27 protein-coding genes are annotated in these 25,619 nt (G+C 61.7%); 18 read left to right on the top strand and 9 right to left on the bottom strand.

Annotation, left to right across the window (positions count from 1 at the left end; genetic code table 11):
* Positions 1-23: 23 nt before the first annotated feature.
* The 16 genes from AC0JZ4_RS18975 to AC0JZ4_RS18900 all read left to right on the top strand — a co-directional run bounded on the left by AC0JZ4_RS18975 (position 24) and on the right by AC0JZ4_RS18900 (position 14,199).
* Complete coding sequence (locus tag AC0JZ4_RS18975; protein ID WP_471888065.1) at positions 24-1,601, top strand: ABC transporter permease; 1,578 nt, start codon at positions 24-26, stop codon at positions 1,599-1,601.
* A 10-nt stretch (positions 1,602-1,611) separates the two neighbouring features.
* Positions 1,612-2,652, top strand: coding sequence for an ABC transporter ATP-binding protein (locus tag AC0JZ4_RS18970; RefSeq protein WP_471888064.1), 1,041 nt, complete (start codon positions 1,612-1,614; stop codon positions 2,650-2,652).
* A complete protein-coding gene (locus AC0JZ4_RS18965) occupies positions 2,649-3,248 on the top strand; it encodes a histidine phosphatase family protein (protein WP_471888063.1) in 600 nt (199 codons plus the stop codon). Before AC0JZ4_RS18970 ends, AC0JZ4_RS18965 begins: the two co-directional genes overlap by 4 nt.
* Before the next feature lie 148 nt (positions 3,249-3,396).
* On the top strand, positions 3,397-4,461 hold the full coding sequence (locus tag AC0JZ4_RS18960; RefSeq protein WP_471888062.1) for an extracellular solute-binding protein: 1,065 nt from the start codon (positions 3,397-3,399) through the stop codon (positions 4,459-4,461).
* 161 nt (positions 4,462-4,622) lie between these two features.
* On the top strand, positions 4,623-5,759 hold the full coding sequence (locus tag AC0JZ4_RS18955) for an ABC transporter ATP-binding protein (RefSeq protein WP_471888061.1): 1,137 nt from the start codon (positions 4,623-4,625) through the stop codon (positions 5,757-5,759).
* A 3-nt stretch (positions 5,760-5,762) separates the two neighbouring features.
* Positions 5,763-6,653 (top strand): ABC transporter permease, encoded by an 891-nt coding sequence (locus AC0JZ4_RS18950; RefSeq protein ID WP_471888060.1) that lies wholly within the window; start codon positions 5,763-5,765, stop codon positions 6,651-6,653.
* Between the two features lie 14 nt (positions 6,654-6,667).
* A complete protein-coding gene (locus AC0JZ4_RS18945) occupies positions 6,668-7,459 on the top strand; it encodes an ABC transporter permease (RefSeq protein ID WP_471888059.1) in 792 nt (263 codons plus the stop codon).
* A gap of 26 nt (positions 7,460-7,485) precedes the next feature.
* Positions 7,486-8,220 (top strand): HpcH/HpaI aldolase family protein, encoded by a 735-nt coding sequence (locus AC0JZ4_RS18940; RefSeq protein WP_471888058.1) that lies wholly within the window; start codon positions 7,486-7,488, stop codon positions 8,218-8,220.
* A 28-nt stretch (positions 8,221-8,248) separates the two neighbouring features.
* Positions 8,249-9,070: a carbon-nitrogen hydrolase family protein gene (locus AC0JZ4_RS18935; RefSeq protein ID WP_471888057.1), complete on the top strand. Its 822-nt coding sequence runs from the start codon at positions 8,249-8,251 to the stop codon at positions 9,068-9,070.
* A gap of 11 nt (positions 9,071-9,081) precedes the next feature.
* On the top strand, positions 9,082-9,747 hold the full coding sequence (locus AC0JZ4_RS18930; RefSeq protein ID WP_471888056.1) for an RraA family protein: 666 nt from the start codon (positions 9,082-9,084) through the stop codon (positions 9,745-9,747).
* A 216-nt stretch (positions 9,748-9,963) separates the two neighbouring features.
* Positions 9,964-10,884 (top strand): LysR family transcriptional regulator, encoded by a 921-nt coding sequence (locus AC0JZ4_RS18925; protein WP_471888055.1) that lies wholly within the window; start codon positions 9,964-9,966, stop codon positions 10,882-10,884.
* 59 nt (positions 10,885-10,943) lie between these two features.
* Positions 10,944-11,495 (top strand): 2'-5' RNA ligase family protein, encoded by a 552-nt coding sequence (locus tag AC0JZ4_RS18920; RefSeq protein ID WP_471888054.1) that lies wholly within the window; start codon positions 10,944-10,946, stop codon positions 11,493-11,495.
* Positions 11,496-11,554: 59 nt separating this feature from the next.
* Positions 11,555-12,085: a sigma-70 family RNA polymerase sigma factor gene (locus AC0JZ4_RS18915; RefSeq protein WP_471888053.1), complete on the top strand. Its 531-nt coding sequence runs from the start codon at positions 11,555-11,557 to the stop codon at positions 12,083-12,085.
* Positions 12,078-12,839 (top strand): anti-sigma factor family protein, encoded by a 762-nt coding sequence (locus AC0JZ4_RS18910; protein ID WP_471888052.1) that lies wholly within the window; start codon positions 12,078-12,080, stop codon positions 12,837-12,839. Before AC0JZ4_RS18915 ends, AC0JZ4_RS18910 begins: the two co-directional genes overlap by 8 nt.
* 18 nt (positions 12,840-12,857) lie before the next feature.
* Positions 12,858-13,574, top strand: coding sequence for a Bax inhibitor-1/YccA family protein (locus AC0JZ4_RS18905; protein ID WP_471888051.1), 717 nt, complete (start codon positions 12,858-12,860; stop codon positions 13,572-13,574).
* Positions 13,575-13,599: 25 nt separating this feature from the next.
* The gene (locus AC0JZ4_RS18900) at positions 13,600-14,199 is read left to right on the top strand and encodes a DUF2076 domain-containing protein (RefSeq protein ID WP_471888050.1); all 600 of its coding nucleotides are present in this window, start codon (positions 13,600-13,602) and stop codon (positions 14,197-14,199) included.
* Positions 14,200-14,272: 73 nt separating this feature from the next.
* Here AC0JZ4_RS18900 and AC0JZ4_RS18895 read toward each other — a convergent pair whose 3' ends face one another.
* The 9 genes from AC0JZ4_RS18895 to AC0JZ4_RS18855 all read right to left on the bottom strand — a co-directional run bounded on the left by AC0JZ4_RS18895 (position 14,273) and on the right by AC0JZ4_RS18855 (position 24,075).
* Entirely contained in the window at positions 14,273-15,142 is an 870-nt protein-coding gene (locus tag AC0JZ4_RS18895) for a DMT family transporter (protein ID WP_471888049.1), read from the bottom strand.
* 56 nt (positions 15,143-15,198) lie between these two features.
* Positions 15,199-15,966: a fumarylacetoacetate hydrolase family protein gene (locus tag AC0JZ4_RS18890; protein ID WP_471888048.1), complete on the bottom strand. Its 768-nt coding sequence runs from the start codon at positions 15,964-15,966 to the stop codon at positions 15,199-15,201.
* A 71-nt stretch (positions 15,967-16,037) separates the two neighbouring features.
* Positions 16,038-17,090, bottom strand: coding sequence for an Ldh family oxidoreductase (locus AC0JZ4_RS18885; RefSeq protein ID WP_471888047.1), 1,053 nt, complete (start codon positions 17,088-17,090; stop codon positions 16,038-16,040).
* On the bottom strand, positions 17,087-18,055 hold the full coding sequence (locus AC0JZ4_RS18880) for a phosphoglycerate dehydrogenase (RefSeq protein ID WP_471888046.1): 969 nt from the start codon (positions 18,053-18,055) through the stop codon (positions 17,087-17,089). Before AC0JZ4_RS18880 ends, AC0JZ4_RS18885 begins: the two co-directional genes overlap by 4 nt.
* A gap of 10 nt (positions 18,056-18,065) precedes the next feature.
* Positions 18,066-18,947 carry a dihydrodipicolinate synthase family protein gene (locus AC0JZ4_RS18875; protein WP_471888045.1) on the bottom strand — a complete coding sequence of 294 codons (882 nt, stop codon included), beginning with the start codon at positions 18,945-18,947 and terminating at the stop codon, positions 18,066-18,068.
* Positions 18,948-18,971: 24 nt separating this feature from the next.
* The gene (locus AC0JZ4_RS18870; RefSeq protein ID WP_471888044.1) at positions 18,972-20,591 is read right to left on the bottom strand and encodes an ABC transporter ATP-binding protein; all 1,620 of its coding nucleotides are present in this window, start codon (positions 20,589-20,591) and stop codon (positions 18,972-18,974) included.
* Positions 20,584-21,516: an ABC transporter permease gene (locus AC0JZ4_RS18865; RefSeq protein WP_471888043.1), complete on the bottom strand. Its 933-nt coding sequence runs from the start codon at positions 21,514-21,516 to the stop codon at positions 20,584-20,586. The genes AC0JZ4_RS18870 and AC0JZ4_RS18865 overlap by 8 nt, the downstream gene beginning before the upstream one ends.
* A gap of 14 nt (positions 21,517-21,530) precedes the next feature.
* Complete coding sequence (locus tag AC0JZ4_RS18860) at positions 21,531-22,445, bottom strand: ABC transporter permease (RefSeq protein WP_132272499.1); 915 nt, start codon at positions 22,443-22,445, stop codon at positions 21,531-21,533.
* 112 nt (positions 22,446-22,557) lie between these two features.
* Positions 22,558-24,075 carry an ABC transporter substrate-binding protein gene (locus AC0JZ4_RS18855; protein WP_471888042.1) on the bottom strand — a complete coding sequence of 506 codons (1,518 nt, stop codon included), beginning with the start codon at positions 24,073-24,075 and terminating at the stop codon, positions 22,558-22,560.
* Between AC0JZ4_RS18855 and AC0JZ4_RS18850 the strand changes: the two genes are divergently transcribed.
* Both AC0JZ4_RS18850 and AC0JZ4_RS18845 read left to right on the top strand, forming a co-directional pair.
* Positions 24,074-24,241, top strand: a complete 168-nt coding sequence (locus AC0JZ4_RS18850) for a hypothetical protein (RefSeq protein ID WP_471888041.1) — start codon at positions 24,074-24,076, stop codon at positions 24,239-24,241. The genes AC0JZ4_RS18855 and AC0JZ4_RS18850 overlap by 2 nt on opposite strands.
* Before the next feature lie 187 nt (positions 24,242-24,428).
* Complete coding sequence (locus AC0JZ4_RS18845) at positions 24,429-25,619, top strand: sialidase family protein (protein ID WP_471888040.1); 1,191 nt, start codon at positions 24,429-24,431, stop codon at positions 25,617-25,619.

The raw sequence follows: 25,619 nt of genomic DNA, 5'->3' as shown, positions 1-25,619 counted from the left end.
CGTCATCCGACGCCTGGGGTGATGTGCTGGCAAGCCGTCTGTCGCAGAACCTGTTCTGGCGCCCGACGCTCAACACGATGATCATCGGTCTCGGTGTGGCCGCCGGCTGCGTTCTGCTCGGAGGGTTCCTCGCCTGGCTGGTCGTGATGACCGATGTGCCCGGCCGGCCGGCCATTGCCTTCATGGCGACGCTGCCCTTCATGATCCCGAGCTTTGCCACGGCGCTTGCCTGGGGGACCGTTTTCCGCAACGGCCGCGTCGGCGGCGGCGGCGGCCTGCTGGAAGGGCTTGGGTTTGCAGTTCCCGACTGGCTGTCCTGGGGCATGACACCCACCATCATCGTGCTGATCGCCCATTACTATGCACTCGCCTTCACGGTGATTGCTGCGGCGCTCGCCACCGTCAACGGCGACCTCGTGGAAGCGGCGCAGATGACGGGTGCCTCGCGCAAGCGCATCCTGTTCGGCATCGTACTGCCGGTCGTTACACCCGCCATCATCGCCGGCGGGTCGCTCGCCTTTGCCGGAGCGGTCTCGAACTTCGCCGCCCCTGCCCTGCTTGGCCTTCCCGTCCGCATGCAGACGCTGTCCACCCGCCTGTTCGGCATGATCGAGATCGGCCAGACGGAACGCGGTTATGTGCTCGCGATCCTTCTGATCGGCATTTCGGCGATCTTCCTTGGTCTCGGAAACCGTCTGCTCTCCGGCCGCCGCAGCTTTGCGACGATCAGCGGCAAAGGCGCCAGACCGCGTCAGTTCGCGCTGGGCGGAGCGCGCCTGCCGCTTGCCGCAGCGGCATGGATCATCTGTATCCTCACCACTATTCTGCCGATCCTGCTGCTCGTCGCGGCCAGCCTCGCGCCCTCCTCGCTGTCCCTGTTTTCCGACTGGACGCTGCACTATTGGATCGGCGACGCCGACCCTGCCTTTGCCCGCGGCCAGCCCGGCATTTTCCACAATCCGCAACTTCTCTCAGCCTTGACGACAACCCTGATACTCGGCGCATCGGTAGCGCTTGCCGCCAACATTATCGGCATCCTCATCGCCGTCGCCCTTACCCGCCAGAAGGTGCCACTGCTCAGCAACCTCGTCTCGCAGCTCAGTTTCCTGCCGATGCTTTTGCCGGGCATCGCCTTTGCCGCCGCCTATATCGCTCTTTATGGTGCACCGATCGGCCCGCTTCCTGCGCTTTACGGAACAAAGCTGCTGCTCGCCCTGGCGCTCACCGCGGCCATGCTGCCCTTCGCGGTGCAGACAGGCCGCGCAACAGTGTCGCAAATCTCCGGTGATATCGACGAGGCGGCGCGCATGACCGGTGCCGGCTTTTTCCGAAGGCTCGGTGCGATCACCCTGCCGCTCGCCGCACGCGGCCTCGCCGCCGGCCTGTTGATCACTTTCGTCAACGTAATCGGCGATCTGGCCATCACCATTCTTCTCTACACGCCGACATCGCCGCTTCTGGCGGTGCTCTCCTATTCCTATGCATCCGACGCGTTCCACCAGTTCGCCAATGCGGTCACGCTCGTCATCCTGATCATCTCCATGCTGGCCACCGGCGCCGCGACGCTTCTGCGCGGCCGCCGTCGCCAGTCTTTTACCTGAGGCAAGCCCCGTGATTTCCCTCGACAAGATCACAAAATCCTACGGCAGTTCCAACGCCGTGTCAGACGTCAGTTTCTCGGTGCCGGAAGGCGCTTTCCTGGTGCTGCTCGGCCCTTCCGGCTGCGGCAAAAGCACGATGCTGCGCATGCTCGCCGGCCTCGACCAGCCGACATCGGGGAAGATGCGGTTCGGCGATACCCTAGTTGCCGATGGTGACGCCGGCCATGCGCTACCGCCCGCCGATCGCAATGCGGGCCTTGTGTTCCAGTCCTACGCGCTGTGGCCGCACATGACGGTCGCCGGCAACATCGAATGGCCACTGAAGGTCGCCAAGCTGCCGGTGGAGGAACGCCGCCTGCGCGTCACGGTCGCCATGCACATGCTGGGGATCGAGAACCTCGCCAATCGCTATCCAGGTGAAATTTCAGGCGGACAGCAGCAGCGCGTGGCGCTTGCACGCATGATCGCCCCTCGCCCGAAAGTGATGCTGTTCGACGAGCCGCTGTCCAATCTCGACGCCACCCTTCGCGTCGAAATGCGCTTCGAACTTTTGAAGGTTCACGCCGCAACCGGGGCAACGGCAGTCTACGTTACACACGATCAGGTCGAGGCGATGACCATGGCGACGCATGTCGCCGTGATGAACAACGGCCGCATCGAGCAGTTCGACGCACCGGACCGGCTGCTCGCCGAACCGGCCTCGGCCTTCGTCGCAGGCTTCGTCGGCACGCCTGCCGCCAACCTGATCCCGATCGAAAACGGCAAATGGTTCGGCACAATCGCCGATCCGCTTCTGGGAGAATATTCCGGCCATGCCATGGTGCGCGCCGAACAGATAGAACTGGCCGATGACGATGGGCCGCGCACCTTCGACGCGGTTCTCGCCGAGGTCGTACCGATGGCCGGCCGTTTTCTGATAACCGGCATCGCGGGAGGCATTCGCATCACCGCGGTCTCGGATCAGGTAGCCCGCCCCTCCGGCAAACTCCGTTTCCGGCTGCCAGCGGCGCCGGCGGCAATTTTTGATAAACAGGGAACACGTATTCTATGAAACGCATACTTCTGGTGCGCCACGGCGAAAGCGAATGGAACGCCGTCCGCCGTCTTCAGGGACAGGCCGATATCGAACTTTCGACACGCGGCAGAGAACAGGCAAACGCACTGGCGCCGATGGTCGCAAGCTTTTCGCCGGATCTGGTGCTCACCTCTGACCTGAAGCGCGCCGCCAACACGGCCGCCCTGCTCGGCCATCCCGACGCAGCGAGGGAGCCGCTCCTGCGCGAGCAGAATGTCGGCAACTGGACGGGACTGGAAATAGCCCATCTGATGAGTGAGGCACCGGGCGCCTATGCCGGCTGGCGGGCGGGCACGTTTGCGCCGGAAGGCGGCGAGATCTGGCACGATTTCCGCGCCCGTATCGGTGCCGCGATCGAAAAGGCCCTTGAGGCGAAAGCCCAAACCGTGCTGATGGTCTGCCATGGCGGCGTCATCCGCGCCGCCCTCGACTACGCACTCTCGCTTGCACCCGCCCGGATCATTCCCGTCGGCCCCGCCAGCCTGACCATTCTCGCCTTCCCGAAGGACGAGCCCCGGCTGGAAGTCTTCAACGCGACGACCTTCGCCCCCATCCTCGACGCGCCGGACTGAGGCCGCGTCACAGGGCAGGATAAGGCGCCTGAACGGCGGACAGTTTTTCTGAACAGCCGATAGATTTTAGTCGTTGGACCGCTTCGAACGCGCTGCCTATCGTTTCCCCATAAGCAAGGCCAAAAAGGCAAACAAGGGGAATATCGATATGAAACGCATTTCCACGAAAGTCTTTTCCGTCACGCTTCTGGCAGCGACCATGCTGTCGGGAGCCTATGCCAGCGCCGCGGAAATTACCGTCATGGGCTATCGCGGCCCGTTTGAAGAAAACTACACCAAGGCGGTGATCGAGCCGTTCATGAAGGCGCATCCCGACATCACCGTGCGCTATTATGGCGTTCAGAACGCCGCCACGTCGCTCGGCAACATGCGTGCCCAGCGCGACGCACCGCAGGTCAATGCGGTCATCTACGACCTTTCCGTCGCCAAGATCGCCAAGGAGGAAGGCCTCGTTGCCGAACTCGATACGTTCAGCCTGTCGAATTACGCGGACGTCTCCGATCTCGGCAAGGATCTAGGCGGATCGGCCGTGCCATTGACTTACGACACCCTTACTTTGATCTACAACAGCGAAGCCTTCCCAACGGCCCCGACCAGCTGGGAGGCGCTGTGGGATGTAAATCAGGATGGCAAGGTGGTTCTGCCGGCGCAGGGCGGCGGCGACATACAGGCGATCCTGCTGACGATCATTGCAAACCGCCTGGCCGGTGAGCAGGATTACAAGGCAACGATCGATCCGGGTGTCGACAAGCTGGTCGAATTGGCACCGCGCGTCCAGACCTGGGAACCGAGGCCGGACGCCTACACATTGGTGGCAAATGGCACGGCCACGGTCTCGATCGGCTGGAACGCCCGCTCGCAATTCTATTTCGACCAGACGGAAGGCCGCATGGCATCGGTGGGTCCGACCGAGGGCACTGCCTCGCAGATCAACGTCCTCAGCGCCATCGAAAAGGCATCCGAGCCCGAAGCAACGCAGGCCTTCATCAACTATGCCATCGGCCCGGAAGCACAGGCAGCCTTTGCCAAGGCGATGTTCTATGCACCGGTCAACACCAAGGCGGTCGTGGACGAAGCCACCGCCAAGCGCATTCCGATGATGGACCCGGCGCAGCGCGAAAAGCTGATCCCGGTCGACTGGATGACGATCGGCGACATGCGCGATGACATCCTGCAGCCGTGGCGACGCCAGATCATCCCGGCCGGCCGCTAAAATTAAGTTCCGGGCCATCCGAGGCCCGGACTCCGTCCACTGTTTCAAAACAACGACCCTGCGGCACGCGCCAATCGCGCGTGATCGAGCACGCACGCCATCGTGACGGGACCTCTGGTCCCGTTGCCCTCGACGACCTCAAATCCGCACATGGTGACGACATGCAAACTCAGGAACTGCGCCAGGATCATCTGGCCGCCGAAACCAATACCGGCGATCAGGCCTTTCTCAAGCTCAAGGGCATAACCAAGCGTTACGGCGTCGATTACATGGCCGTCGACGATCTCGACATCGACGTGCCGAAGGGCAAGCTGCTTGGTCTTCTCGGCCCGTCCGGCTGCGGCAAGACCACGACATTGCGCATGATCGCCGGCCTTCTGGACATCACCAAAGGCAAGATCACCATCGACGGCGACGACATTTCCCACAAGCCCCCGCACAAGCGCGATATAGGCCTCGTGTTCCAAAATTACGCGCTGTTCCCGCACATGACGGTGGCGCAGAATGTGGCCTTTGGCCTGGAAATGCGCGGCGTCAACCGCGTCGAAGCGCGCGACCGTGTGGAAGAAGCGCTCGAAATGGTGCGCCTGCCCGGTTACGGCGACCGCAAGCCGAAGGAAATGTCTGGCGGCCAGCAGCAGCGCGTGGCGCTTGCCCGCGCTCTCGTCATCCGTCCACGCCTTCTTCTTCTCGACGAACCGCTGTCCAACCTCGACGCAAAACTGCGCGACGACATGCGCATCGAAATCCGCGAAATCCAGCAGCGCCTGCAGATCACCACCGTTTTCGTCACCCATGACCAGGTGGAAGCGCTGACCATGTGCGACCTCGTCGGCGTCATGCACAAGGGCAAGCTTGCCCAGCTCGGCACGCCGGAAGACATCTACGAGCGCCCGGCCGATCTGTTCGTAGCCGACTTCGTCGGTCGCACCAATGTTCTCGATTGCGAAATCGAGGCACTCGACCGTGTACGCATCGGTGCTTCCGTCTACCCCTGCGACACCCGCGGCCTCACATCAGGCAAGGCGAAAGCCGCCATCCGTCCGCACCGCATCAGCCTGACGCCGAGCCGCGACCGCTCGCTTGTCAGCATGGCCACCAACGCCGCTCAAGGCAAAGTCACGCGCGTCACCTATATCGGCGACGTCGTGCAATACGACATCGATATCGGCGGCAACACGCTGACGACCGAGGTGCATACCGCCAGTGCCGGCCACAGTTTCCAGAGCGGCGAAAAGCTTCTCTGTGAGTGGAAGCCGCAGGATATGCAGGTTTTCGGTCAAGGTTCAGGGAGCTGAACCATGGCAGCGATCACCTCATCCATCCCGCTTGCAGAGGCGCCCGCTGCCCGCAGAAAGTTTCCTTTCCTGCTGATTGCGCTGCTTCTGCCGATGGCGATCATCAACTTCGTCGCCTTCGTCCTGCCGGTCGTCCGGCTGGGCATGATTTCCTTCATCGAAAGCCGCAGCGGCGGCGTGCTCACCAACAATTACACGCTGGAAAACTACATCGGCTTTTTCACCGACAGTTTCAGCTTCGAACTGGTCTCCAACTCGCTGATATTGGGTTTCGGCGTCACGCTGATCACGCTGTGTTGCGCCTATCCGATCGCGCTCTTCCTGCACCGGGTTTCGCCGAAATGGCGCAACATGCTGTTCGTCATCACGGTCTCGCCGCTTCTCGTCAGCAGCGTCGTGCGCACCTATGGCTGGATGGTCATCCTCGGTGATCAGGGCGTTTTCAACGGCATCCTGATGTCATCCGGCATTATCGACAGCCCGCTGCGGCTCACCAACAACACGCTCGGCGTCTTCATCGGCATGGTGGAAGTGCTGATCCCCTATATGGCGCTGTCGCTGATCGCCGGTTTCGGCCGTCTCGAAAACGTCTACGAGGAGGCCGCCGCATCGCTCGGCGCCAACAGCTGGACGCGGTTTCGCCGCGTGATCCTGCCCCTGACGGCACCCGGCATCGCACTCGGTTGCCTGCTCTGCTTCGTGCTGTCGATCAGCTCGTTCATCACGCCAAAACTTCTGGGCGGCGGACGTGTCTTCCTGCTGGCGACCGAGATCTACGATCAGGCCGTCATTCAGCTGGAATGGCCGACGGCCGCGGCAATCTCCGTCATCGTGCTCATCATCTTCGGCCTTGCGCTCGCGGTCTACTCCCGCGTCGTCAAGCGCTTCGATTAAGGAGGAACCCTGACATGATCGGCCAATTGACCACTCCGTTCAGGCTCCTCGTCGCCTGCATCTATCTCTTCCTGCTCGCGCCCATCCTGATCGTTCTGCCCTTGTCCTTCAGCAATGACAGCTACATCACCTTCCCGCCGGAAAGCTGGGGCCTTCGCTGGTATGCCGCGATGTTCTCGCATGCCGGTTTTGCCCAGGCGCTGTGGATCAGCTTTGTAATCGCCATCACGGTGACGGTGCTGGGCCTTGCCGCCGGTGTACCTGCCGCCTTCGCCATCCGCCGACGCAAATTCATCGGCCGCGAATTCCTGCTCAACCTGTTCACGGCCCCTCTCCTTCTGCCGTCCATCGTGCTCGGCCTCGCCATCCTTCTGGTCTTCGTGCAGGCCCGCCTGCTCGGCACCTATACCGGCCTGATCATCGCCCACCTGATCATCACCACCCCTTACGTTATCCGCATCATGCTGACGGCATTTTCCACGATACCGCCATCGGTCGAGGATGCAGCCACCATGCTCGGCGCCTCGCCTTTCACCGTGGTCCGTCGCATCACCCTGCCGCTGATGATGCCGGGTTTCATCGCAAGTGCCGCCCTCTCCTTCCTTCTGTCCTTCGACGAAGTGGTGATCTCGCTGTTCATCACCGGGCCGCGCCTGCGCACCCTGCCGGTTGAAATCTTCGACTACGTGGAAAGCCAGACCGACCCGATGACGGCTGCCGTATCCGTCGTCCTCGTCGTTGCCACCCTTGCCATCATCTTCCTCATCGAACGCACGCTCGGTCTCTCCAAGACCATGGGCAAGTAACTGAAATTGCAATGGAGACTTCTGTAATGGACAATATCGCGCTCTGGATGTCGCAACCGCATTTCGGCTTTCTGGAAATCGCCAAGACCTGCGGCGTCAGCCAGCTCGTAATCGAACTCGAGCACGGCACATTCGACCTCGCCACGCTCGACCAGTTCCTGGCCTTTTCCAAGTCGCTCGGCATTCCGGCACTGACCAAGGTGATCGCGCCGACAACGGAAGCCATCCAGCAGGCCCTCGATTTCGGCTCCGACGGAGTCATCCTGCCGCACATTCTCGGCGTCGATCACGCCCGCGAAGTGACCAAGGCGGCCAAATATCCACTGCTCGGCATCCGCTCCTATGCCGGCGGCCGCGTGTTCGGTTACGCCCGCCCGTCCTCCGACGCGTTCGAGAAGGAAAACAAGCGCACCAAATGCTACGCGATGATCGAGACGGCCGAGAGCCTGGCCGATGTCGAAAAGATCATCGCGCTCGATACGGTCGACGGCCTGTTCCCCGGCCCGTCCGACCTGGCGCTCGCCTGCGGCCGTGGTGCTTATTCTTTCAACGATGAAGACCGTCGCGACCTGTCCCGCATCGCCAAGGCCGCCCGTGACGCGGGCAAGAAGTGGATCATGCCGGCCTGGACACCGGCCGAGCGCACTTTCGCTCTGGAGGAAGGCGCCGAAATGCTGGTCGTCGCCACCCAGAACATGGCGCTGCGCGCCGGCATCATGTCCACCGTCAACGCACTCAAGCAGGAAAAGATCGTCGCCTGAGCGACATCGCAATTCGGAGGGATTACCCATGAAAATCAGCCTGATCCAGACCAATCCGCAAAAAGACCGCGACGCCAACCTGAAGATCACCCGTGATCTGATGGCAGACGCCATGAAGACCGACCAGCCGGACCTGATCGTTCTGCCGGAATATTTCGAGGTCTACGGCACGACGACCGAAGAAAAGCTGGCGCTGGCCGAGCCGGCCGGTGGTGCGGCCTACACGATGGCGCAGGATTTTGCCCGCGAGAACAAGGTGTTTGTCCACGCCGGCACGATCATGGAGAAGGTCGAGGGCGAAAACCGCATCTACAACACCTCCTTCGTGTTCGACCGCGAAGGCAAGGAAGTGGCGGCCTATCGCAAGATCCACATGTTCGACATCGTCGCCCCGGATGGCACGGCCTACAAGGAATCCGCCACCGTCAAGCCGGGTGAAGACATCGTCACCTATGAGATCGACGGCATGAAGGTCGGTTGCGCCATCTGCTATGACATCCGTTTCTTCGAACTGTTCCTGCAACTCGAAAAGGCCGGTTGCGACATCATCGTCCTGCCTGCCGCCTTCACCCTGCAGACCGGCAAGGACCATTGGGAAGTGCTGGCCCGTGCGCGCGCCATCGAAACCCAGACCTATTTCGTTGCCTGCGGCCAGACCGGCAGCGTCACCGTCAACGGTGAAAAGCGCGCCTGCTATGGCCATTCGCTGGTCTGCGACCCGTGGGGCCACACGATCGCCCGCGCTTCCGATCCGGTCGGTTATGTCACCGCCCGCATCGACGCCAAGGAAATCAAGCGCGTGCGCAATCTCATCCCGATGACGCAGCATCGTCGCATCGCCTGCGCATAAGGAATTTTATCATGTATGTTATCAAAGACATGCCGGAACAAATCCCGCAGGAAGATCTCGATCTTCTCTCCGGTGTCGAAACCGCAACCGTCGGCCACTGGCGTCTGTTCGGCTTCATGGACCGGCAGATCCAGCCGCTGCTTCCCGGCCGCCGCGTCGTCGGTACCGCCGTGACGCTGGCGATTGCCGGCCCGGACTCGACCCTGCTGCACCACGCCACCGGCCAGCTCCGGCCGGGCGATATTCTCGTTGTCGACCGTCTGGGCGATGACAAATATGCCTGCTGGGGCGGCGGTGTTACCGTTGCGGCAAAAGCGGCCGGCGCGGTTGCCGGCATCGTCGATGGCCCCTGCACCGACTTGACCGAAATCCAGGATTCGGATTTCCCGATGTGGTCGCGTGGTCTCTCGCCGATCACCACACGCCTTTACGACCTCGGCGGCGGCTTCAACATCCCGGTCAGCTGCGGCGGTGCCGTGGTGATGCCGGGCGATGCCATTCTTGCCGACGAAAGTGGCGTTCTGGTCATCCCGCGTGATGAAGTGCGTGCGGTTTCCGAGGAGGCGCTGAAGCGTCAGGAAACCGGCAAGAAGCGTGAAGCCAGCGTGCGAGACAAGGTGCAGAAGCTCGGCGATATGACCGGCGCAACGGCAAAGGTCATGGCGAAACTCGCCTGAATAGCTCTTCTCCATCCGGTCGGGCAGTCCGAGATCCATCGGACTGCCCTTTCTTTGTGCTTGAACATTTTTTGCACATCGCCAGACGTTGCCATATTCTCCTCACCGTGTAGCTTGTTGAGCAAGTGGACTTAGTATTTGCGATTTCAACGAGTTGCGACCATCACCGCGTGCGCCGGCGCCTGATCGTCGACAAGGCGGCGGGGTATTACGGCAATGAACATTCGCTTCCTCGAGACCGTGGTCTGGCTTGCCGAGCTGAGAAGTTTCCGCGCCACCGCCGACCGGATGAACATAACGCCTGCCGCCATTTCCAACCGTGTTTCCGCCATGGAACAGGAACTCGGCATCCGCCTTTTCGAACGCGACACGCGCGATGTTCACCTGACGAGCGAGGGGCGCTCCTTCGTTGACGGGGCCCGCGACATCATCGTTCGCTACAATGCCCTGGTCAGCGATGTCGCCCCGCCGGAAACGGTGGAGGGAACGGTCAGGATCGGCGTGCTTCCCAGCATGGCCCTCGCCATTCTCCCCGGCATCATGGAGACGCTGCGCACCCGTTTCCCGCGCGTCCGCGTCGCGGTCACGACGGATGCCTCGCAAACCATCCTCAACAAGCTGGAGAAGCGAGAACTCGACATCATCCTCGGCTTTCATGGAGCGGATGTCGAAAAGTATCGGATCATCGACCTGTGCACGCTCGGCATGTTTTGGGTCGCCAAGAGCGATATCGCCATCGGCAATGAGGAGGCGATCGGCAAGTCCGACTTGGCGCTTCATCCGATCATCTCCTACGAGCTCGGCACGCCCGCGCACAAGAGAATGCTGAGCTATCTTCCGCAGGATGGCCTCAATGATGTCGTGGTTCATTATTCCAATTCGCTTGCCACGACGATCAGCATGATCGCAGCCGGCATCGGCATTTCCGTCCTGCCGCCGATCGTGATCCAGAACGAGTTGCGGCTCGGCACGCTCAAGGTCCTGAATGTCCGCCCGCATTTCCCCTCGACGGACTATTTCGCGGTCTATCTCGAAAACCCGTCCTCGCGCCTGTCATCGCTGATTGCCGGCATTGCATCCGATGTCGCGGCGGAGTTCTGCACGCTCTATGACAGCGCGCTCGCCATTCAACGCTAACGTCCTATATGGGCAGGAACCCGATGGCCTTGCCGCTTGTCATCTCCCATGGAGACGATGTGAAAACACGTCAGCCGCTGATTCTCACCGCCCGTATCGACGATGACGATCTAGCGCCCTTCGACCGGTTGCGACGGACACATTTTCCGTCTGAGCGAAATTTTCTCTCCGCCCACCTGACGATGTTTCATCGTCTGCCGGGCGAGTATCGCCAGCGCATCACGGACACGCTTGAGGATGCCGCCAGCGATCGCCCGTGCCTTGAGGCCGACGTGACGGGCTTACGCCATCTCGGCATGGGCGTTGCCTATGCGATTGCCGGCACCGGGTTGCAGGAGATCCGCCATCAGCTGCGGCAATCCTTCCTGCCCTGGCTCGGCTCACAGGACATGCATACGTGGAGGCCGCATATCACGATCCAGAACAAGGCGTCGAAATCATCCTCCGACACGCTGTTCCGCAGCCTGTCGGAAGCATACCAGCCCTCATCGATCCGCATCATCGGCATGGACCTGTGGGCCTATCTCGATGGCCCCTGGCGGCTCGAACAGACCTTTGCCTTCCCGAAAAACGCGCCGACAGAAATGTCTGCCGAAGAAAAAACACCCTGACGCCAAAAAAAATTGGCACTTCATGCAAGCAATGTCGGCCCCGTTCCGTATATGGCGGTATGGATGATCGAAAACGCATGTTCGACGTGTTGGGCCAGCTCGGCGCATTGAAGCGCTATGCCCGGTCGCTGTCGAAGACATCGGCCGATGCCGAGGATCTCGTGCATGACACTCTGCTGCGCGCCTATGAGCGCCGTTCGACCTATCGTCGCGGCGCCAACCTGCGCGGCTGGCTGATGTCGATCCTCCACAACACCCATATCGACCGCCTGCGCTCCTCTTCCGCCCGCGATCGTCGCGACGCCGAAACGGTGCTCGATGCCGATATGTCCTATCCGGCACACCAGGAACATGGCGTGCGCCTTGCCCAGATCAGGAAGGCATTCGACCGACTGCCGGAAGATCAGCGCGAGGCGCTGCATCTCATCGCCATCGAGGAGCTTTCCTACCAGGAAGCGGCCGCCATGCTCGGCGTTCCGGTCGGCACGCTGATGTCTCGCGTCTCGCGCGCCAGGGCCACGCTGCGCGATTTCGAAAACGCCACGAAACAGCCCACCCATCTGAGAATAGTCGGAGGCGGCAATGACTGACATGGTAGCGATCCACGAAGCGGATATCGACGCCTATATCGATGGCCAGCTGGATGCGGCAGGCCGTATCCGTGTCGAAAGCTTTCTGGCAGGCCACCCGGAGACGGCGGCCCGCGTGATGGCGGATCTCGGCATCCGCTCGTCATTGAAACTCGCCATGACATCGGACGACGCCGGCTGCAGCCCGAAGACCCGCCACGCCGCCTACAAGCTGCAATCGGGCCTGTCGGAAGCGCGCATGTGGACAACGTTGCGCAAGATTGCGGCCGTCGGCATCCTCGTGTCGCTGGGCTGGTTCGCCAACACATCCATGGGAACCCGCGAGGTCAATGCCTCGGCCCATCCGCCGGCCTTCATCGAGCAGGCGATACGCGCCCATGACACCGCGCTCGTGCGCGCCGGCATGCAGTCGCAGCCGGAAAGTCGCGCCTATGACCGCGACGACATAAGGGCAGCCACCGCGATCACCATGCCCGACCTGCCGAAGGATTGGCAGGTCATGGACGTGCAGGTCTTCCCGTCCGATTTCGGCCCGAGCGTCGAAGCGGTGGTGAGAACCGCTGACGGGGCATCGATTTCGCTGTTTGCAGGACGGCCGGGCAGTTTTTCGGTCGAGGCCGTGCAGGCGGTCACCTTTTCCACCGCCGAGGCGGCATGGTGGCAGCTGGGCGAAGTCGCCTATGCCGTCGTCTCCAGCACCTCCGGCACCGGCCTATCCGACGAAGCAGAGCTTCTGAAGAATTCCCTTTACTGATCCCAACAGGAGACTTTCATGTATCCGAACCAGAACCGCTTCGGCGGCATTTCCAACACGTCGGCGGCAGCGTTCGACGAAGGCCTTCGCCAGCATATGCTGCGCGTCTTCAACTATATGGGCCTCGGCCTTGTGGTGACGGGCCTCGTCGCCTTCGTCGTCGGCACGACGCCGGCGCTCTACGTGCCGATCTTCTCCACCCCGCTCAAATGGGTGGTGATGCTGGCGCCGCTCGCCTTCGTCTTCTTCTTTTCGTTCCGCATGCATGCCATGTCCGCCTCTTCGGCGCAGATGGCATTCTGGGCCTTCAGCGCCGTCATGGGCCTGTCGCTCGCCTCGGTCTTCCTCGTCTTCACCGGCGCAAGTATCGCCCGCACCTTCTTCATCGCAGCCACCATGTTCGGCGCCACCAGCCTCTACGGCTACGTCACCAAGCGTGATCTTACCAAGATCGGTTCGTTCCTGATCATGGGCCTGATCGGCGTGATGATCGCCTCGATCGTCAACATCTTCCTCGGTTCCAGCGCCCTGCAGTTCGCCATTTCGGTGATCGGCATCGTCGTGTTCGTCGGCCTGACCGCCTACGATACGCAGAACATCAAGGAGCAGTATGCCGACGGTTTCGATCAGGAAAGCCAGCAGAAACTGGCGGTATTCGGCGCGCTGTCGCTTTACCTGAACTTCGTCAACATCTTCCAGCTGCTGCTGAACTTCACCGGCCAGCGCGAAGAATAAAAGCAGCATCCCAAGGAGACATATCATGGATCGCAACGACCAGCAGGCCATTGACGGCCTGTTCTCCAAGCTCGCCCATGTGGAGCGCCAGTCCGGCAATCGTGATGCCGAATCTGAAGGCTTCATCCGGGATCGGATCAGCCAGCAGCCGGCCGCGCCCTATTACATGGCGCAGACGATCGTCGTGCAGGAGCAGGCACTCGAAGTGGCACAGCGCCGCATCGAGGAGCTCGAATATCAGGCATCGCAGGGCCAGCAGCGCAGCGGTGGCGGCTTCTTCTCTTCCATGTTCGGCAGCAATGCCGCACCCCAGCGCCAGATGCCGCGCCAGGCACCGCAGCAGGCGGCCTACGGGCAGCCGTCAGCTCCGGCAGCCTCTCCGTGGGGCAATCAGGGTCAGGCCGGCTACGGCCAGCAGGGCATGCAGCAGCCGCGCGCAGGCGGCGGCTTCCTTGCCGGTGCGGCCCAGACAGCCATGGGTGTCGCCGGCGGCGTGCTGCTCGGCAACGCGATCATGGGCATGATGGGCGGCGACGAAGCTCAGGCTGCCGAGCCTGAAGCTGCGGCTCCTGATGCCGAGGCCCCGATGGACGACATGGACTTCGGCGGCGACGAGGACATCTGATCTCGTCCAGTCTGACTTGAGCCGCCGGGCGCACCCACCTCCCAAGCCCTGGCGGCTCAATGTCTGTCTTTCTCTAAGCCCTGCCGCTTCGCATGAGGAGCGGCACGGTGAGCGCGCCGACGATGAGTACTGCACCAAGCACGGTGCTCTGGCGCACGATCTCCCCAAAGACCATGAAGCCGAGGAAGGCCACGAAAGGCAGCCTGAGGAAATCCACCGTGGCGACATGGGTGGCTGGCGCAAGCGAAAAGGCTCTCGTCATCATCGACATATTGGCCGCCCCCAGGATGCCCTGCAGCACCAGCAGGATCAGGTTTTCATAACTCGGCGTCGTCCAGAAGAACCATGCGGGAACGGCCGCGATCGGTACCGTCACGATCAGGTTCCAGGAGACGAGCGTATCGGTGGGATCGACCGAGGACATCTTCTTCAGCATCAGTTGCATCACGGCCAGAAGAACGGCCGCCGACACGGCCATGAGCAGCGCGAACATCGTCTCGCCGCCCCCCGAAGGCCCGATGATGATGACGGCGCCGACGAAACAGCAGAGAACGGATGCCGAGCGCATCAACGTCAGCCGCTCACCCAGCAGAAGCCAGGCACCCAGCGTGACGAAAACTGGCGCGGTGAAGAGGATTGCCATGACATCCGCCAGAGGTGCGACCGCAAAGGCGGTAAACGCACACACCATCGACAATATCTTCACCGTCGCGCGCAAGACATGCATGATCCGGAAGCGGGTTCTGAGGACCGAAGGCCGGAACGCCACCCATGGCAGGATCGCGAGCAGGCCGAAAAAGCCGCGAAAGAATGCCATGACAAAAGGATGTACCTCGCCTGCCAGCATCCGCACGATCATCACATCGACAGCGGTCATGGCAGCGGCAGTCGCCGCGTAGGCGATCGCCAGCGACGAAGCCCGTTGCGGGATGTGCTGCGACACGACCATATCAGAGGTCGGATCGCAGAGAGGGCGAGGCGAGCATGGTTTGTGACCGGTTAGGCAGAAAGCGTGACGTCGAGCGCAAACGCATCGGCCAGCACGATCTCGACCGTGCCCGGCCCCGGCAGCGGCATTGCGCCGGAAATCGCACCGGTCGTGATGACCATGCCCGAAGCGAGCGAGCCTGTGGGGCGGCTTGCGTCATTGGCATAGGCAACGAGCCAGGCAAGCACGTCCTCGACCGGATGCTTGGCCGGCCCCCGATAGATCTCGACGCCCGCTTGAACGACGCTCAGCGCCGCGCCGCCGACCGTGTCGACAAGCGTCTTGGGCACGACCGGCCCCAGCACATATCCGCGATTGCCGATACGATCACCGAGATAAAGCGGAAACGAAACCTTGCCGCCTTCCTCGATCGCGGTCGACACCAGTTCCGCGCCGAGATAGACCTCTGAGACCGCCTCGTAGATATCCTCACGCGAATAGGGATCTTGCCTGACCGGCAGATCGCGGCCGAGGCGCAATGCGATCTCCACCTCGAATTTCATCCCCGGCAGATAGGGCAGTTCCGCCTCACGGCTGGCTTCGACATAGGGATGAAGCGGTGCGACAACGGGATGCTTGTCCGGCGACATTGCAACCTTCCAGGCATGACCGGCCGCGCCTTCCCGCTCGGCGAGAGCCTGCTGAACACGCATCCCTTCCGCCACATCCCGTGGCAGGGCAAACTTTTCAGTCGCCTGCGATCGACCTGCCGCGCGCAGGTCAAACAAGCTGCCGGCCAGGGCGTTGTAGTCGAAGGATGCAGAGGAGGTGTCGTTCATCAGGCGTCTCCGGAGAATTACAGATTCGGTTTGTGGACGTGATTATCACGGCTGGCCGGTTTGGCCGAGGTCTATTCGAGCGGTGCCGGTGCCTCGATGTCGAGACGCTCGGCATGCGTCAACAGCGAAGCCATGATGCCCGCATGCAGGGCGACGCCGCCTTCAATTGCCGCGCGCTTGCGCGCCATCGCCGCCTCGCCCGGCAGTCTCACCGCGGCAATGCCCGGCCGGGGCGGATTGGCGCGGCAGGCGTCCACCAGCCAGCCGGTCTGCCGCAGAAAGGCCTGGCTGCCGCCGAAGGCTTCCGGGTCCCAGACCTGCACGGTAACGGCTGCATTGGTCCCCTTTGGCGCATCAGCCCGTCCATAACCGGCGAGCCCTTGCGTCAGCGCTTCGGCAATCAGCGCCATGCCATAGCCTTTCTGGCCGTGATCGATGCCGCCGGTCGGCAGAAGCGTTCCGCCGGCTTCCAGCACCTTCGGATCACGCGACGGCTTGCCATCCGCATCCATCAGCCAGTCAGCCTCGTACTGCCTGCCCTCGCGGATCAGTCGTTGCGCCATGTTCACCGTCGTGATCGACGCCGAGATATCGATCAGGATCGGATCGCCCGGCGTCGGAATGCCGTGCGCCACGGGATCGGGCGTATAGACGCCCTTCGTTCCACCGAAAGGTGCAACTTGCGCTCCGGATGGCGACGAGGACGCGATCGAGACCAGCATCCCCTTTTCCGTTGCGATTGGCAGATAAGCGGCCAGCGCTCCGATATGATGGCTATTGCCGATCACGACAGACGCCGTGCCGAATTCGCGAGCGCGCTCTACCGCCAGCTTGACTGCCTCGGATGTCAGCCATGCACCGGGCAGGCGATTGCCGCTCCAGCAGATCGCCGCACCCCGATCGCTGACCGTCTGGTAGGAACCGGCTTTCGTCACCACACCATCGGCAATGCCCTGCAGATACCAGCCGGCCAGCGCAAGGCCGTGCGTCGAATGCCCCATCAGGTCGGCCTCGACGAGGTAGGTGGCAACAGCGTCCGCCTTGTCATCTTCCAGGCCGGCGGCAGAGAAAAGTGCCCTGGCAAATGCGACGAGTGCATCGCTCGAATAGCGGGGATCGGTCATCGGTCGTAAACCTCCGGATTGAGAACGCGTTCGGGGCGGCGTCCGGCTATGAAATCATGAATGTCGCTAATCACCATCAGCCCGACATTCTCGATCGCCTCGAGGCTGTCGGCACCGCTATGGGGCGTGAAGACGACATTCGGGAGCTTGAACAACGGGTGCGAGACATCCGGCGGCTCGGTGGCGAAGGCATCGATCGCCGCGCCCTTGAGCCTGCCCTGCGCGAGCGCCTCTGCCAGCGCGTCGTTATCGACAACCTCGCCACGTGCGAGATTGAGCAGGCAGGCTTCCGGCTTCATCGCCGCGATCTGCCGCGTGCCGATCATGGCCGCATTCCCCGTACCACCGAAGACATGCAGCGACACATAGTCGGAACGTGCCAGAAGTGCGTCCAGTTCGAGGATCTCGATCCCGTGCTGGGCAACGAATGCCTGGTCGGGATAGAGATCCGCGGCCACAACCGTCATGCCGAGCGCAATCGCCTTGCGAGCCAGCAGCTTGCCGATATTCCCGAGCCCGACGATGCCGAGCACCTTTCCGGAAATCTCCGTTCCCGGTCGGCGATCCCAGCCGCCGGACACGACGCTCATGTGACCCTGAGGAATGTTGCGGGCCATGGAGAACATCATGCCCACCGCCAGTTCCGCCACCGCATTCGAATTGGCGCCCGGCGTATTGGTGACGGGAAGGCCTTTAGCCGTGCACGCAGGAATATCGACATTGTCGACCCCGACACCGTGTTTCAGCACCGCACGAAGGCGCGGCGCGGTGGCGATCGTTTCCGCGCGTACGGGCACAAGCCCTGCAACGAGGAAATCAACCCGATCGATATGCTGCGCCAGACCGCCATCCGGCAACGATGTGTCGGTACAGCGGATGATCTCCCAGCCGGTTTCTTCGAGCAGTCGCGGCAAACGTCCGTGCCGCCCGAAACCGGGCGACGTCGTGGCAACGACAATCGACATGATAGCCTCCTTACAGCAGGCCGAATTTCTTCAGCGTCTCACCGATCCGGGCATCCTGCTCAGCATTCGGCAGCAGAGCCGGCTGGCGGCTGGCGCCGACGGACGCGTCCTGCAGATAGAGCGCACGCTTGACCATGGCCGGCGGGAAGCCGTGCTGGTAAAGGTCGGTGCGGAAAGCGGTGTAGATGTCCTGCTGACGTTCGGCTTCAGCAATATTGCCCGAGTTGAAGCCGCCGACGATGCCGGCGAGAACGTCCGGCATTGCATTGCCGAGACCGGAAATGCAGCCGGCGGCGCCGTTCTGCAGCGACCACAGCACCAGATGGTCCGGGCCGGAATAGACTTCGAACCCTTCGACGTCCTTGGAGACCTGCAGATAGGCGGCAAGGGTTTCCTGCGCGCCACCAGAATCCTTGATACCGGCGATGTTGCCGTGGGTGGCAAGCTTGCGGGCGGTTTCCGGCTCAATGTGGTTCTGGGTGCGGGCCGGGATGTCGTAGAGATAAACCGGTGTCTTGACGGCATCGGCAACCGTGGAGAAGTGGCGGATCAGGCCGTCCTGCGTGCAGGCGATGAAGAAGGGCGTGATGACGGCGATGCCGGTGACGCCGATACGGTCGAATTCCTTGGCCAGCTGCAGCGTTTCGAACGTGGCGGGCATGCCGGCATTGACGATGACATCGACCTTGCCGCCGACTTCATCGACCACTTCCTCAAGCAGTTTTACCTTCTCGCCGAAGGTTAGCGCCGAAAAATCGCCGTTTGTGCCGGCGCACATGATGTTGTTGCCGGCCGCCACCTGACGGCGCACCTGCGCGCGGGTCGCTTCGTAATTGATGGTTTCGTCGTCGTTGAAGCATGTCACGATCGCGACAAAGGCTTTCTTGGTCATCATTCTACTCCGGTATCAATCAAATCAGGATGCGGTTGCGAGGCGCGCGTTGCGGTTTGCAGCCTGCACGTCCGGGTCGGGATCGAGGCTGGCGGCGAGAAGCGCCTGCGTATAGGGCTTTTGAGGATTGTCGAAGACCTGCGCGACGGTGCCGAATTCGACGACTTCGCCCTTCTGCATGACCATCACGTAATCGGCAAAGTCACGCACCAGCGGCAGGTCGTGGGCGATGAAGATGAAGGCGATGCCCATTTCCTTGCGCAGCTTGTCGAGAAGCGTGATCACCTGCGCCTGAACCGAGACGTCGAGGGCTGACACGGCCTCGTCGCAGACGATCAGCTTTGGTTCGAGTGCCAGTGCGCGGGCAATGGCAATACGCTGGCGCTGGCCGCCGGAAAACTGGTGCGGGTAACGGCCCATATGTTCCGGCGACAGGCCGACCTGATCGAGCAGTTCGGCAGCACGTTCGCGCCATTTCGCTTTTGGCAGGATTTCCGGGTGGATGACCCAGGCCTCCGAAATCAGCTGGTAGACGGTCATGCGCGGGTTGAGCGACTGGGTGGGGTCCTGAAACACCATCTGCAGATCGCGGCGCAGCTTGAACAGGTCGCCCGGTGACATGGTGAAAAGGTCTTTTCCCTTCCACTCCGCAGTGCCGCCATCGGCTTCCTCGAGGCGCAGAAGAATGCGGGCGAGAGTGGATTTGCCCGAGCCGCTTTCGCCGACGACGGCGACGGTTTCACCGGCCTTGAGATCGAAGGACACGCCTTTCAGGGCTTCGAAGCCGCCGTAGAATTTCTTGGCATTTTTGACGCTGAGGATGGGCTCGCCTGACGTCGCCGGTTCGTGCATGTCGCCCTTGCCCGGAGCGGCGGCGATCAGTTTTTTGGTATAGGCGTGCTGAGGGTTGCGATAGACGTCGCGCACCGTGCCGCTTTCGACCAGCTGGCCTTTTTCCATGACGACGACCCGGTCGGCGACTTCGGAGACGACGCCGAGATCGTGGGTGATGATCAGCACGCCCATGCCCGTCTCGCGCTGCAATTCCTTGAGGAGAAGCAGAACTTCCGCCTGCACCGTCACGTCGAGCGCGGTTGTCGGTTCGTCGGCGATCAGCAGGTCCGGTTTGAGTGCCAACGCCATGGCGATCATGACACGCTGGCGCTGGCCGCCGGAAAATTCGTGCGGGTATTTGTCGAGCGCCTTTTCCGGCTCCGGCAGGGCGACGCGCTTGAACAGGCGCAGCGCTTCGGCCTGGGCCTCGCTATTGCCCTTGCCGTGGGTTTTCAGCGCCTCGCGCATCTGCCAGCCGACGGTATAGACCGGGTTCAGGTGGCTGAGTGGGTCCTGAAAGATCATGGCAATGCGGCGACCGTTGACCTCGCGACGGGCCTCGCTGCTCATCTTGAACAGATCCTTGCCGTCGAGCAGGATTTCGCCGGACGCGATCTTTCCCGGCGGCATGTCGATCAGGTTCATGATCGCCGACGAGGAGACCGACTTGCCGGAACCGCTCTCGCCGAGGATGGCGAGCGTTTCGCCACGATCGAGATGGTAGGAGATGTTGCGCACGGCGTGGACGGTGCCGGTTGCGGTGTGAAAATCGACCGAGAGGTTGCGGACTTCGAGAAGATGATCAGCCATTTTTCGGTCCTTTCATTTCCAGGCGCCAGCGCTGGACGGGGTCGAGCGCGATACGCAGCCAGTTGGACAGAAGGTTGAGCGAGAGCGTTGTGAGGATGATCGCCAGACCCGGCCAGAAGGACAGCCACCAGGCATTGGTGAGGTACTGGCGACCTTGCGAAATCATCAGGCCCCAGGTGATTTCCGGCGGCTGGATGCCGATGCCGAGGAAGGACAGCGCACTTTCCGCCAGCATGACATAGGCGAAATCGAGTGTGGCAAGTGTCGTCAGCGTCGGCAGCACCACCGGCAGGATGTGGCGGAACAGGATGCGCTTGGACGACGCGCCCATGACGCGGGCCGCCTGCACGAACATGCGGCTCTTGATTTCCAGAACTTCGGCGCGGGTGGTTCGAAGGTAGACGGGGATACGGGTGATCGACAGGACCAGCATCAGGTTGAGGATGGACGAGCCGAGGATATAGAGCACGATCACCGCGACCAGCAGCGACGGGAAGGACATGATGACGTCTGCAAGACGCATGATGATCTGGCTGGTGCGCTCCGAGGCAAAACCGGCGATCAGGCCAAGCAGGGTGCCGATAACGGCCGAGATCAGCACGGCGCCGGCGGCGACCATGATGGTGTTCTGGGTGGCGACGATGATGCGCGGCCAGAGCGGGCGGCCAAGTGCATCGGCGCCGAGCCACATGAACCATTCACGGTCGAACATGAAGGGCGCGAGGTTGCGGCCGCGCAGGTTCTGCTTGGTGGCGAGATCATCGAGAAGGGTCGGGCCGATGATGGCCATGATGATGACGAAAACGAGGAAGATGGCGGCACAGAGCGCGAACTTGTCGGCCCAGAGCATGCGCGCCATGCGCACGACAGCGCTCGGTTCTTCCGCGACTGTTTCCTTGGTGGTGGGTGTGGATTGAATGGCCATGGTCATGTCGATCCTCAGTAGCGGATGCGCGGGTCGAGCAGGGCGTAGGCCATGTCGATCACGAGGTTCATGAGGAAGATGGCGAACGCGGTGACGAGGATCGCCGCCAGCACGACGTTGAAATCACGCTGCAAAATGCTGTCGATCATCAGCTTGCCGACGCCGGGGAAACCGAAGATGGTTTCGATGACGACAGCGCCGTTCAGAAGGCTGGCCGCCTGGTCGCCGATGACGGTGATGACCGGCAGCATGGCGTTGCGCAGCGCATGGACGAAGATGATCGGGCCGGATTTGACGCCCTTGGCACGGGCCGTCTTCACGTAAGCCGAAGACAGTGCCGAAATCATCGAGCCGCGCACGACCTGAACGATGATGCCGAAGGGACGAACGAACAGCACGCAGATCGGCAGGATCCAATGCGACAGCGAGCCGGTGCCGGATGTCGGCAACCAGGAAAGCTGGATGGCGAAAACGACGATGGCGACGATGGCGAGCCAGAAATCCGGCACGGACGCGCCGATCAGCGAGACCATCGAGGAAAAACGATCGAAGAAACCGCCGGTGCGGAAAGCGGCGAGCGAGCCGACGACGATGGCGCAGACGGTGACCAGCGTCATGGTGATGACGGCGAGCCAGAGTGTCCATGTGAAGGCTTCGAGCACGACATCGAGTGCAGGGCGGGCCTTGCGCAGGCTCTCGCCGAGATCGCCGGTCACGACATTGCCGACATACTGGCCGAACTGAACGAGCAGCGGCTGGTCGAGACCGTGAAGGGCGCGGAACTCGGCCTTCATTTCGGCGGAGGCTTCGACGGGAAGGAACAGCGATGCCGGGTCGCCCGTCAGACGGGACAGGAAGAAGACCATGACCAGCAGCCCGATGAGCGAGATGAGACTGGCGAAGGCGCGCTTGCGGATAAAACTGAGCATGGTGACCTCGATCTTGCTGGAATGGACGGCGGCGAAACCACCGTCCATTTCGCTTCGATTGGGGCGACCCCAGCCCTCTCGGTGCAGGATCGCCCTAAGGTTTATGGGGTGGTTAGTTCTTGATGCCGATCTCGGAGAGCTGCAGCATGGAGTTGGTGGCGATGCTGGGCTTGAAGTCCAGACGTTCGGAGACGCGCGAATAACCGACCATGTGGAAGAGCGCGACGTCGGCGACGAGATCGTCGTGGACATAGGCGATCAGTTCCGACCAGAGTTTTGCACGCTCATCGCCGGTGGCGGCCGAAGCGCGAGCGATGAGATCATCGACCTTGGGGTCGGCATAGCCGGACTGAGTGCCCTTCGAGTCGTACTTGAAGAACATGGTGAAGGACGGATCACCCTTGGAATTGTCGTGCATGGCAGCGACGATGGTGGGCCCGCGACCTTCCTTGAACGGTTTGGAATAATAAACCTCGTGCTCGGCCACTTCGACGAAGCGCAGATCGATCTTGAAGCCGACATCCTGCAGCTGCGCCTGGATGGCTTCCATGATTTCCGTCACGTTCGGGAAATTTGCGGTGCGGGCAACAACGGTGATCGGGGTGTCTACCGGCACGCCGGCAGCCTTGGCTTCTTCAAGCAGTTTCTTGGCCTGATCCGGATCGTAAGCCGGCACCTTGACGTCCGGGTTCCAGCCGAGCGTGGTCGGCGGTACAAGGGCGGTTGCAAGAACCGCATCCTGCGGCACCAGCGTGCCGATGAAGGCCTGGCGGTCGATCGCGAGGTTCAGCGCCTTGCGGACGCGGACGTCGTTAAGCGGCGCGATGTTGCCATCGATACGCAGATAGACGGTTTCGCTGTCGAGATAGGAGAAGTCGGTCTTTTCGTTGGTGGCCTCGACCTGCGAGATAGACGGTGCAAGATCGGCTTCGCCGGCCTGAACCATGGCGGCGCGAACGGCCGGATCCGAGCGGAACAGGTAGGTTGCCTTGGTGACGGCGGGCTTCGTGCCCCAATAATCGTCACGGGCGTCGAGAACGATCTGCTGGCCCGGCGTCCAGTTGGTGAGCTTGTAAGGACCTGTGCCGATCGGCTCGCGGACGAATTCCAGCGGTGTGCCTTCCGGAACGATGGTGACGAGCGACAGAAGCAGCGGCAGGATCGGCTGAACCGGATCGACCTTGAAATCGATCGTGTTGTCGTCGACGACATTCACGTCGAATTTCATGCCGCCGAAATAACGGCGGGATTCGCAGATGTTCTTGTCGCTGAAAATGCGGTCAAACGAGTATTTGACATCCTTTGCGCCAAACGTCTTGCCGTCGGAAAATTTGACGCCCTGACGCAGGTGAAAACGCCATGTGCCGTCAGCGGTCTGTTCCCACTTTTCGGCGAGGCGGGGCATGACGCCCTTTTTATCGCGCACGTCGAGTTCGGTCAGCGTCTCGCTGACATTTTCCATGATGACGCGGCCGATATTGGAGCGCGTCGCCATGCAGGGCTCGAGCAGGTCGGCCTCTTCCGGCAGGACGATCTTGATATCCGTCGATGCGGCGTAAACCGGATTGACGCCGGTGCCGAGTGCGAGGACAGAACCCAGCAGGGCTCCAAGCAAATGCGAAGTCTTCATGTCATTCTCCTCCCTCATGGTGCGGGTCGCACCGCTTGCTGTTCGTCTCGCTCCGGCCTGTTCGGCTCACGCGATTCCGAAGGCATTCCTCCTTGAAGCCCTGTGCGCCGGTCGGGATGCCTCCGTCCTTAACGTCGCCATGAGCGGGCTGGCGCAAACCATCTGATGTCTCGGCAAGTTTGTCAAATTAAATATTCGGAACTGTCAATTTGTACAAATTTGCCATTCATAAAACGATTTAATTTCAAATACATGTATCGTAGGATCGGATCGTCAATGGCAAATCGCCAAATTTTTCAAACTTGACAACTTTGTTATTTGGGTGATTTTCATGTGGGTAAGAGGAGACCCTGATGACGCCTGAACAGATTGCAACCGTCATGACCGGCGCGGTGAAAGCCGTTGGCCGCGGACGCCATGAGGCCATGCTGGCCTCGCCGATGATCCAGAACCACGCATCCTTCCTGCACCTGACCGAGGATGGCGCGCTGATCTGCGCCTGGTTCGGCGGCACGCTGGAAGGAAAATCGGACATTTCCGTTTTCGCCTCTGTTCTGATCGATGGCTCCGAGCAATGGGGTGAACCGCAGCGACTGAGCTTTGATCCGAAACATTCCGAGCAGAACCCGGTTCTGTTGGCAGCACCCGATGGCAGGCTCGTGCTGTTCCACACCTCGCAGCCCTCCGGCAATCAGGACGAATGCCGCATCCGCATGGCCGAAATTTCGCGCGATGCCGCCGACCCGACCAGCCTGACGGCGGATGAAGGAGAGTATCTCAACCTGCCGCGCGGCTGTTTCGTTCGCGCACCTCTGACGGTTCGCGATGATGGTGCATGGCTTCTGCCGATCTTCCGCTGCATCCAGCGACCCGGCCAGAAATGGAACGGCAGCCATGACCGCGCGGCGGTCGGCATTTCGCAGGATGGCGGCAAGACCTGGGTGCTCGAAGATCTTGAGCAATCGACCGGCTGTGTGCACATGAGCCCGGTATCGATCGGTGACAACAAGCTGGCGGCCGTGTTCCGCCGCCGTCAGGCCGATTTCGTCTATCGCACCGAAAGCGCCGATGGCGGCCGCACATGGTCCGCGCCGCAGGCGACCGATGTGCCCAACAACAACTCTTCCGTTGCCGCGATCACCCTCAAGGATGGCCGTATCGCGATGATCTGCAATCCAGTGAATGCCGACATGTCCACGGATCGCCGCGCCTCGCTTTACGACGAGCTGGGCGAAGACGACGACCGGCCGGATGCCAGCCCGGATGGCGGCTGCGTGCCGATCTGGGGCGTGCCGCGTGCACCGGTTGCCGTCTGCATTTCCGATGACGGAGCCAGGAGCTTTTCGCAGCGGATCGTCATCGAGGATGGTCCGGGCACCTGCCTGTCGAACAATTCCATCGACGGTCACAACAAGGAAATGTCCTATCCGTGGTTGCTTGAGGGCACCGACGGCAGTCTTCACATCGCCTACACCTATTACAGGCGCACTATTAAATATGTTCGTCTGGCCCCCGGCTGGGCCAGCACCGCAGTGGGAGAATAA

The sequence above is a fragment of the [Rhizobium] kunmingense genome, from assembly GCF_977018605.1.
Note: the sequence above shows the minus strand (reverse complement) of the source record. Positions and strands in the feature narration are given on the sequence as shown.

Coding starts and splice junctions, on each gene's coding strand:
- AC0JZ4_RS18930 (WP_471888056.1), top strand. CDS start 9,082: ATGTATGTTATCAAAGACATGCCGGAACAAATCCCGCAGGAAGATCTC.
- AC0JZ4_RS18950 (WP_471888060.1), top strand. CDS start 5,763: ATGGCAGCGATCACCTCATCCATCCCGCTTGCAGAGGCGCCCGCTGCC.
- AC0JZ4_RS18925 (WP_471888055.1), top strand. CDS start 9,964: ATGAACATTCGCTTCCTCGAGACCGTGGTCTGGCTTGCCGAGCTGAGA.
- AC0JZ4_RS18865 (WP_471888043.1), bottom strand. CDS start 21,516: ATGGCCATTCAATCCACACCCACCACCAAGGAAACAGTCGCGGAAGAA.
- AC0JZ4_RS18870 (WP_471888044.1), bottom strand. CDS start 20,591: ATGGCTGATCATCTTCTCGAAGTCCGCAACCTCTCGGTCGATTTTCAC.
- AC0JZ4_RS18910 (WP_471888052.1), top strand. CDS start 12,078: ATGACTGACATGGTAGCGATCCACGAAGCGGATATCGACGCCTATATC.
- AC0JZ4_RS18850 (WP_471888041.1), top strand. CDS start 24,074: ATGTCATTCTCCTCCCTCATGGTGCGGGTCGCACCGCTTGCTGTTCGT.
- AC0JZ4_RS18860 (WP_132272499.1), bottom strand. CDS start 22,445: ATGCTCAGTTTTATCCGCAAGCGCGCCTTCGCCAGTCTCATCTCGCTC.
- AC0JZ4_RS18905 (WP_471888051.1), top strand. CDS start 12,858: ATGTATCCGAACCAGAACCGCTTCGGCGGCATTTCCAACACGTCGGCG.
- AC0JZ4_RS18890 (WP_471888048.1), bottom strand. CDS start 15,966: ATGAACGACACCTCCTCTGCATCCTTCGACTACAACGCCCTGGCCGGC.
- AC0JZ4_RS18845 (WP_471888040.1), top strand. CDS start 24,429: ATGACGCCTGAACAGATTGCAACCGTCATGACCGGCGCGGTGAAAGCC.
- AC0JZ4_RS18945 (WP_471888059.1), top strand. CDS start 6,668: ATGATCGGCCAATTGACCACTCCGTTCAGGCTCCTCGTCGCCTGCATC.
- AC0JZ4_RS18885 (WP_471888047.1), bottom strand. CDS start 17,090: ATGACCGATCCCCGCTATTCGAGCGATGCACTCGTCGCATTTGCCAGG.
- AC0JZ4_RS18965 (WP_471888063.1), top strand. CDS start 2,649: ATGAAACGCATACTTCTGGTGCGCCACGGCGAAAGCGAATGGAACGCC.
- AC0JZ4_RS18900 (WP_471888050.1), top strand. CDS start 13,600: ATGGATCGCAACGACCAGCAGGCCATTGACGGCCTGTTCTCCAAGCTC.
- AC0JZ4_RS18875 (WP_471888045.1), bottom strand. CDS start 18,947: ATGACCAAGAAAGCCTTTGTCGCGATCGTGACATGCTTCAACGACGAC.
- AC0JZ4_RS18880 (WP_471888046.1), bottom strand. CDS start 18,055: ATGTCGATTGTCGTTGCCACGACGTCGCCCGGTTTCGGGCGGCACGGA.
- AC0JZ4_RS18855 (WP_471888042.1), bottom strand. CDS start 24,075: ATGAAGACTTCGCATTTGCTTGGAGCCCTGCTGGGTTCTGTCCTCGCA.
- AC0JZ4_RS18960 (WP_471888062.1), top strand. CDS start 3,397: ATGAAACGCATTTCCACGAAAGTCTTTTCCGTCACGCTTCTGGCAGCG.
- AC0JZ4_RS18915 (WP_471888053.1), top strand. CDS start 11,555: ATGGATGATCGAAAACGCATGTTCGACGTGTTGGGCCAGCTCGGCGCA.
- AC0JZ4_RS18940 (WP_471888058.1), top strand. CDS start 7,486: ATGGACAATATCGCGCTCTGGATGTCGCAACCGCATTTCGGCTTTCTG.
- AC0JZ4_RS18935 (WP_471888057.1), top strand. CDS start 8,249: ATGAAAATCAGCCTGATCCAGACCAATCCGCAAAAAGACCGCGACGCC.
- AC0JZ4_RS18955 (WP_471888061.1), top strand. CDS start 4,623: ATGCAAACTCAGGAACTGCGCCAGGATCATCTGGCCGCCGAAACCAAT.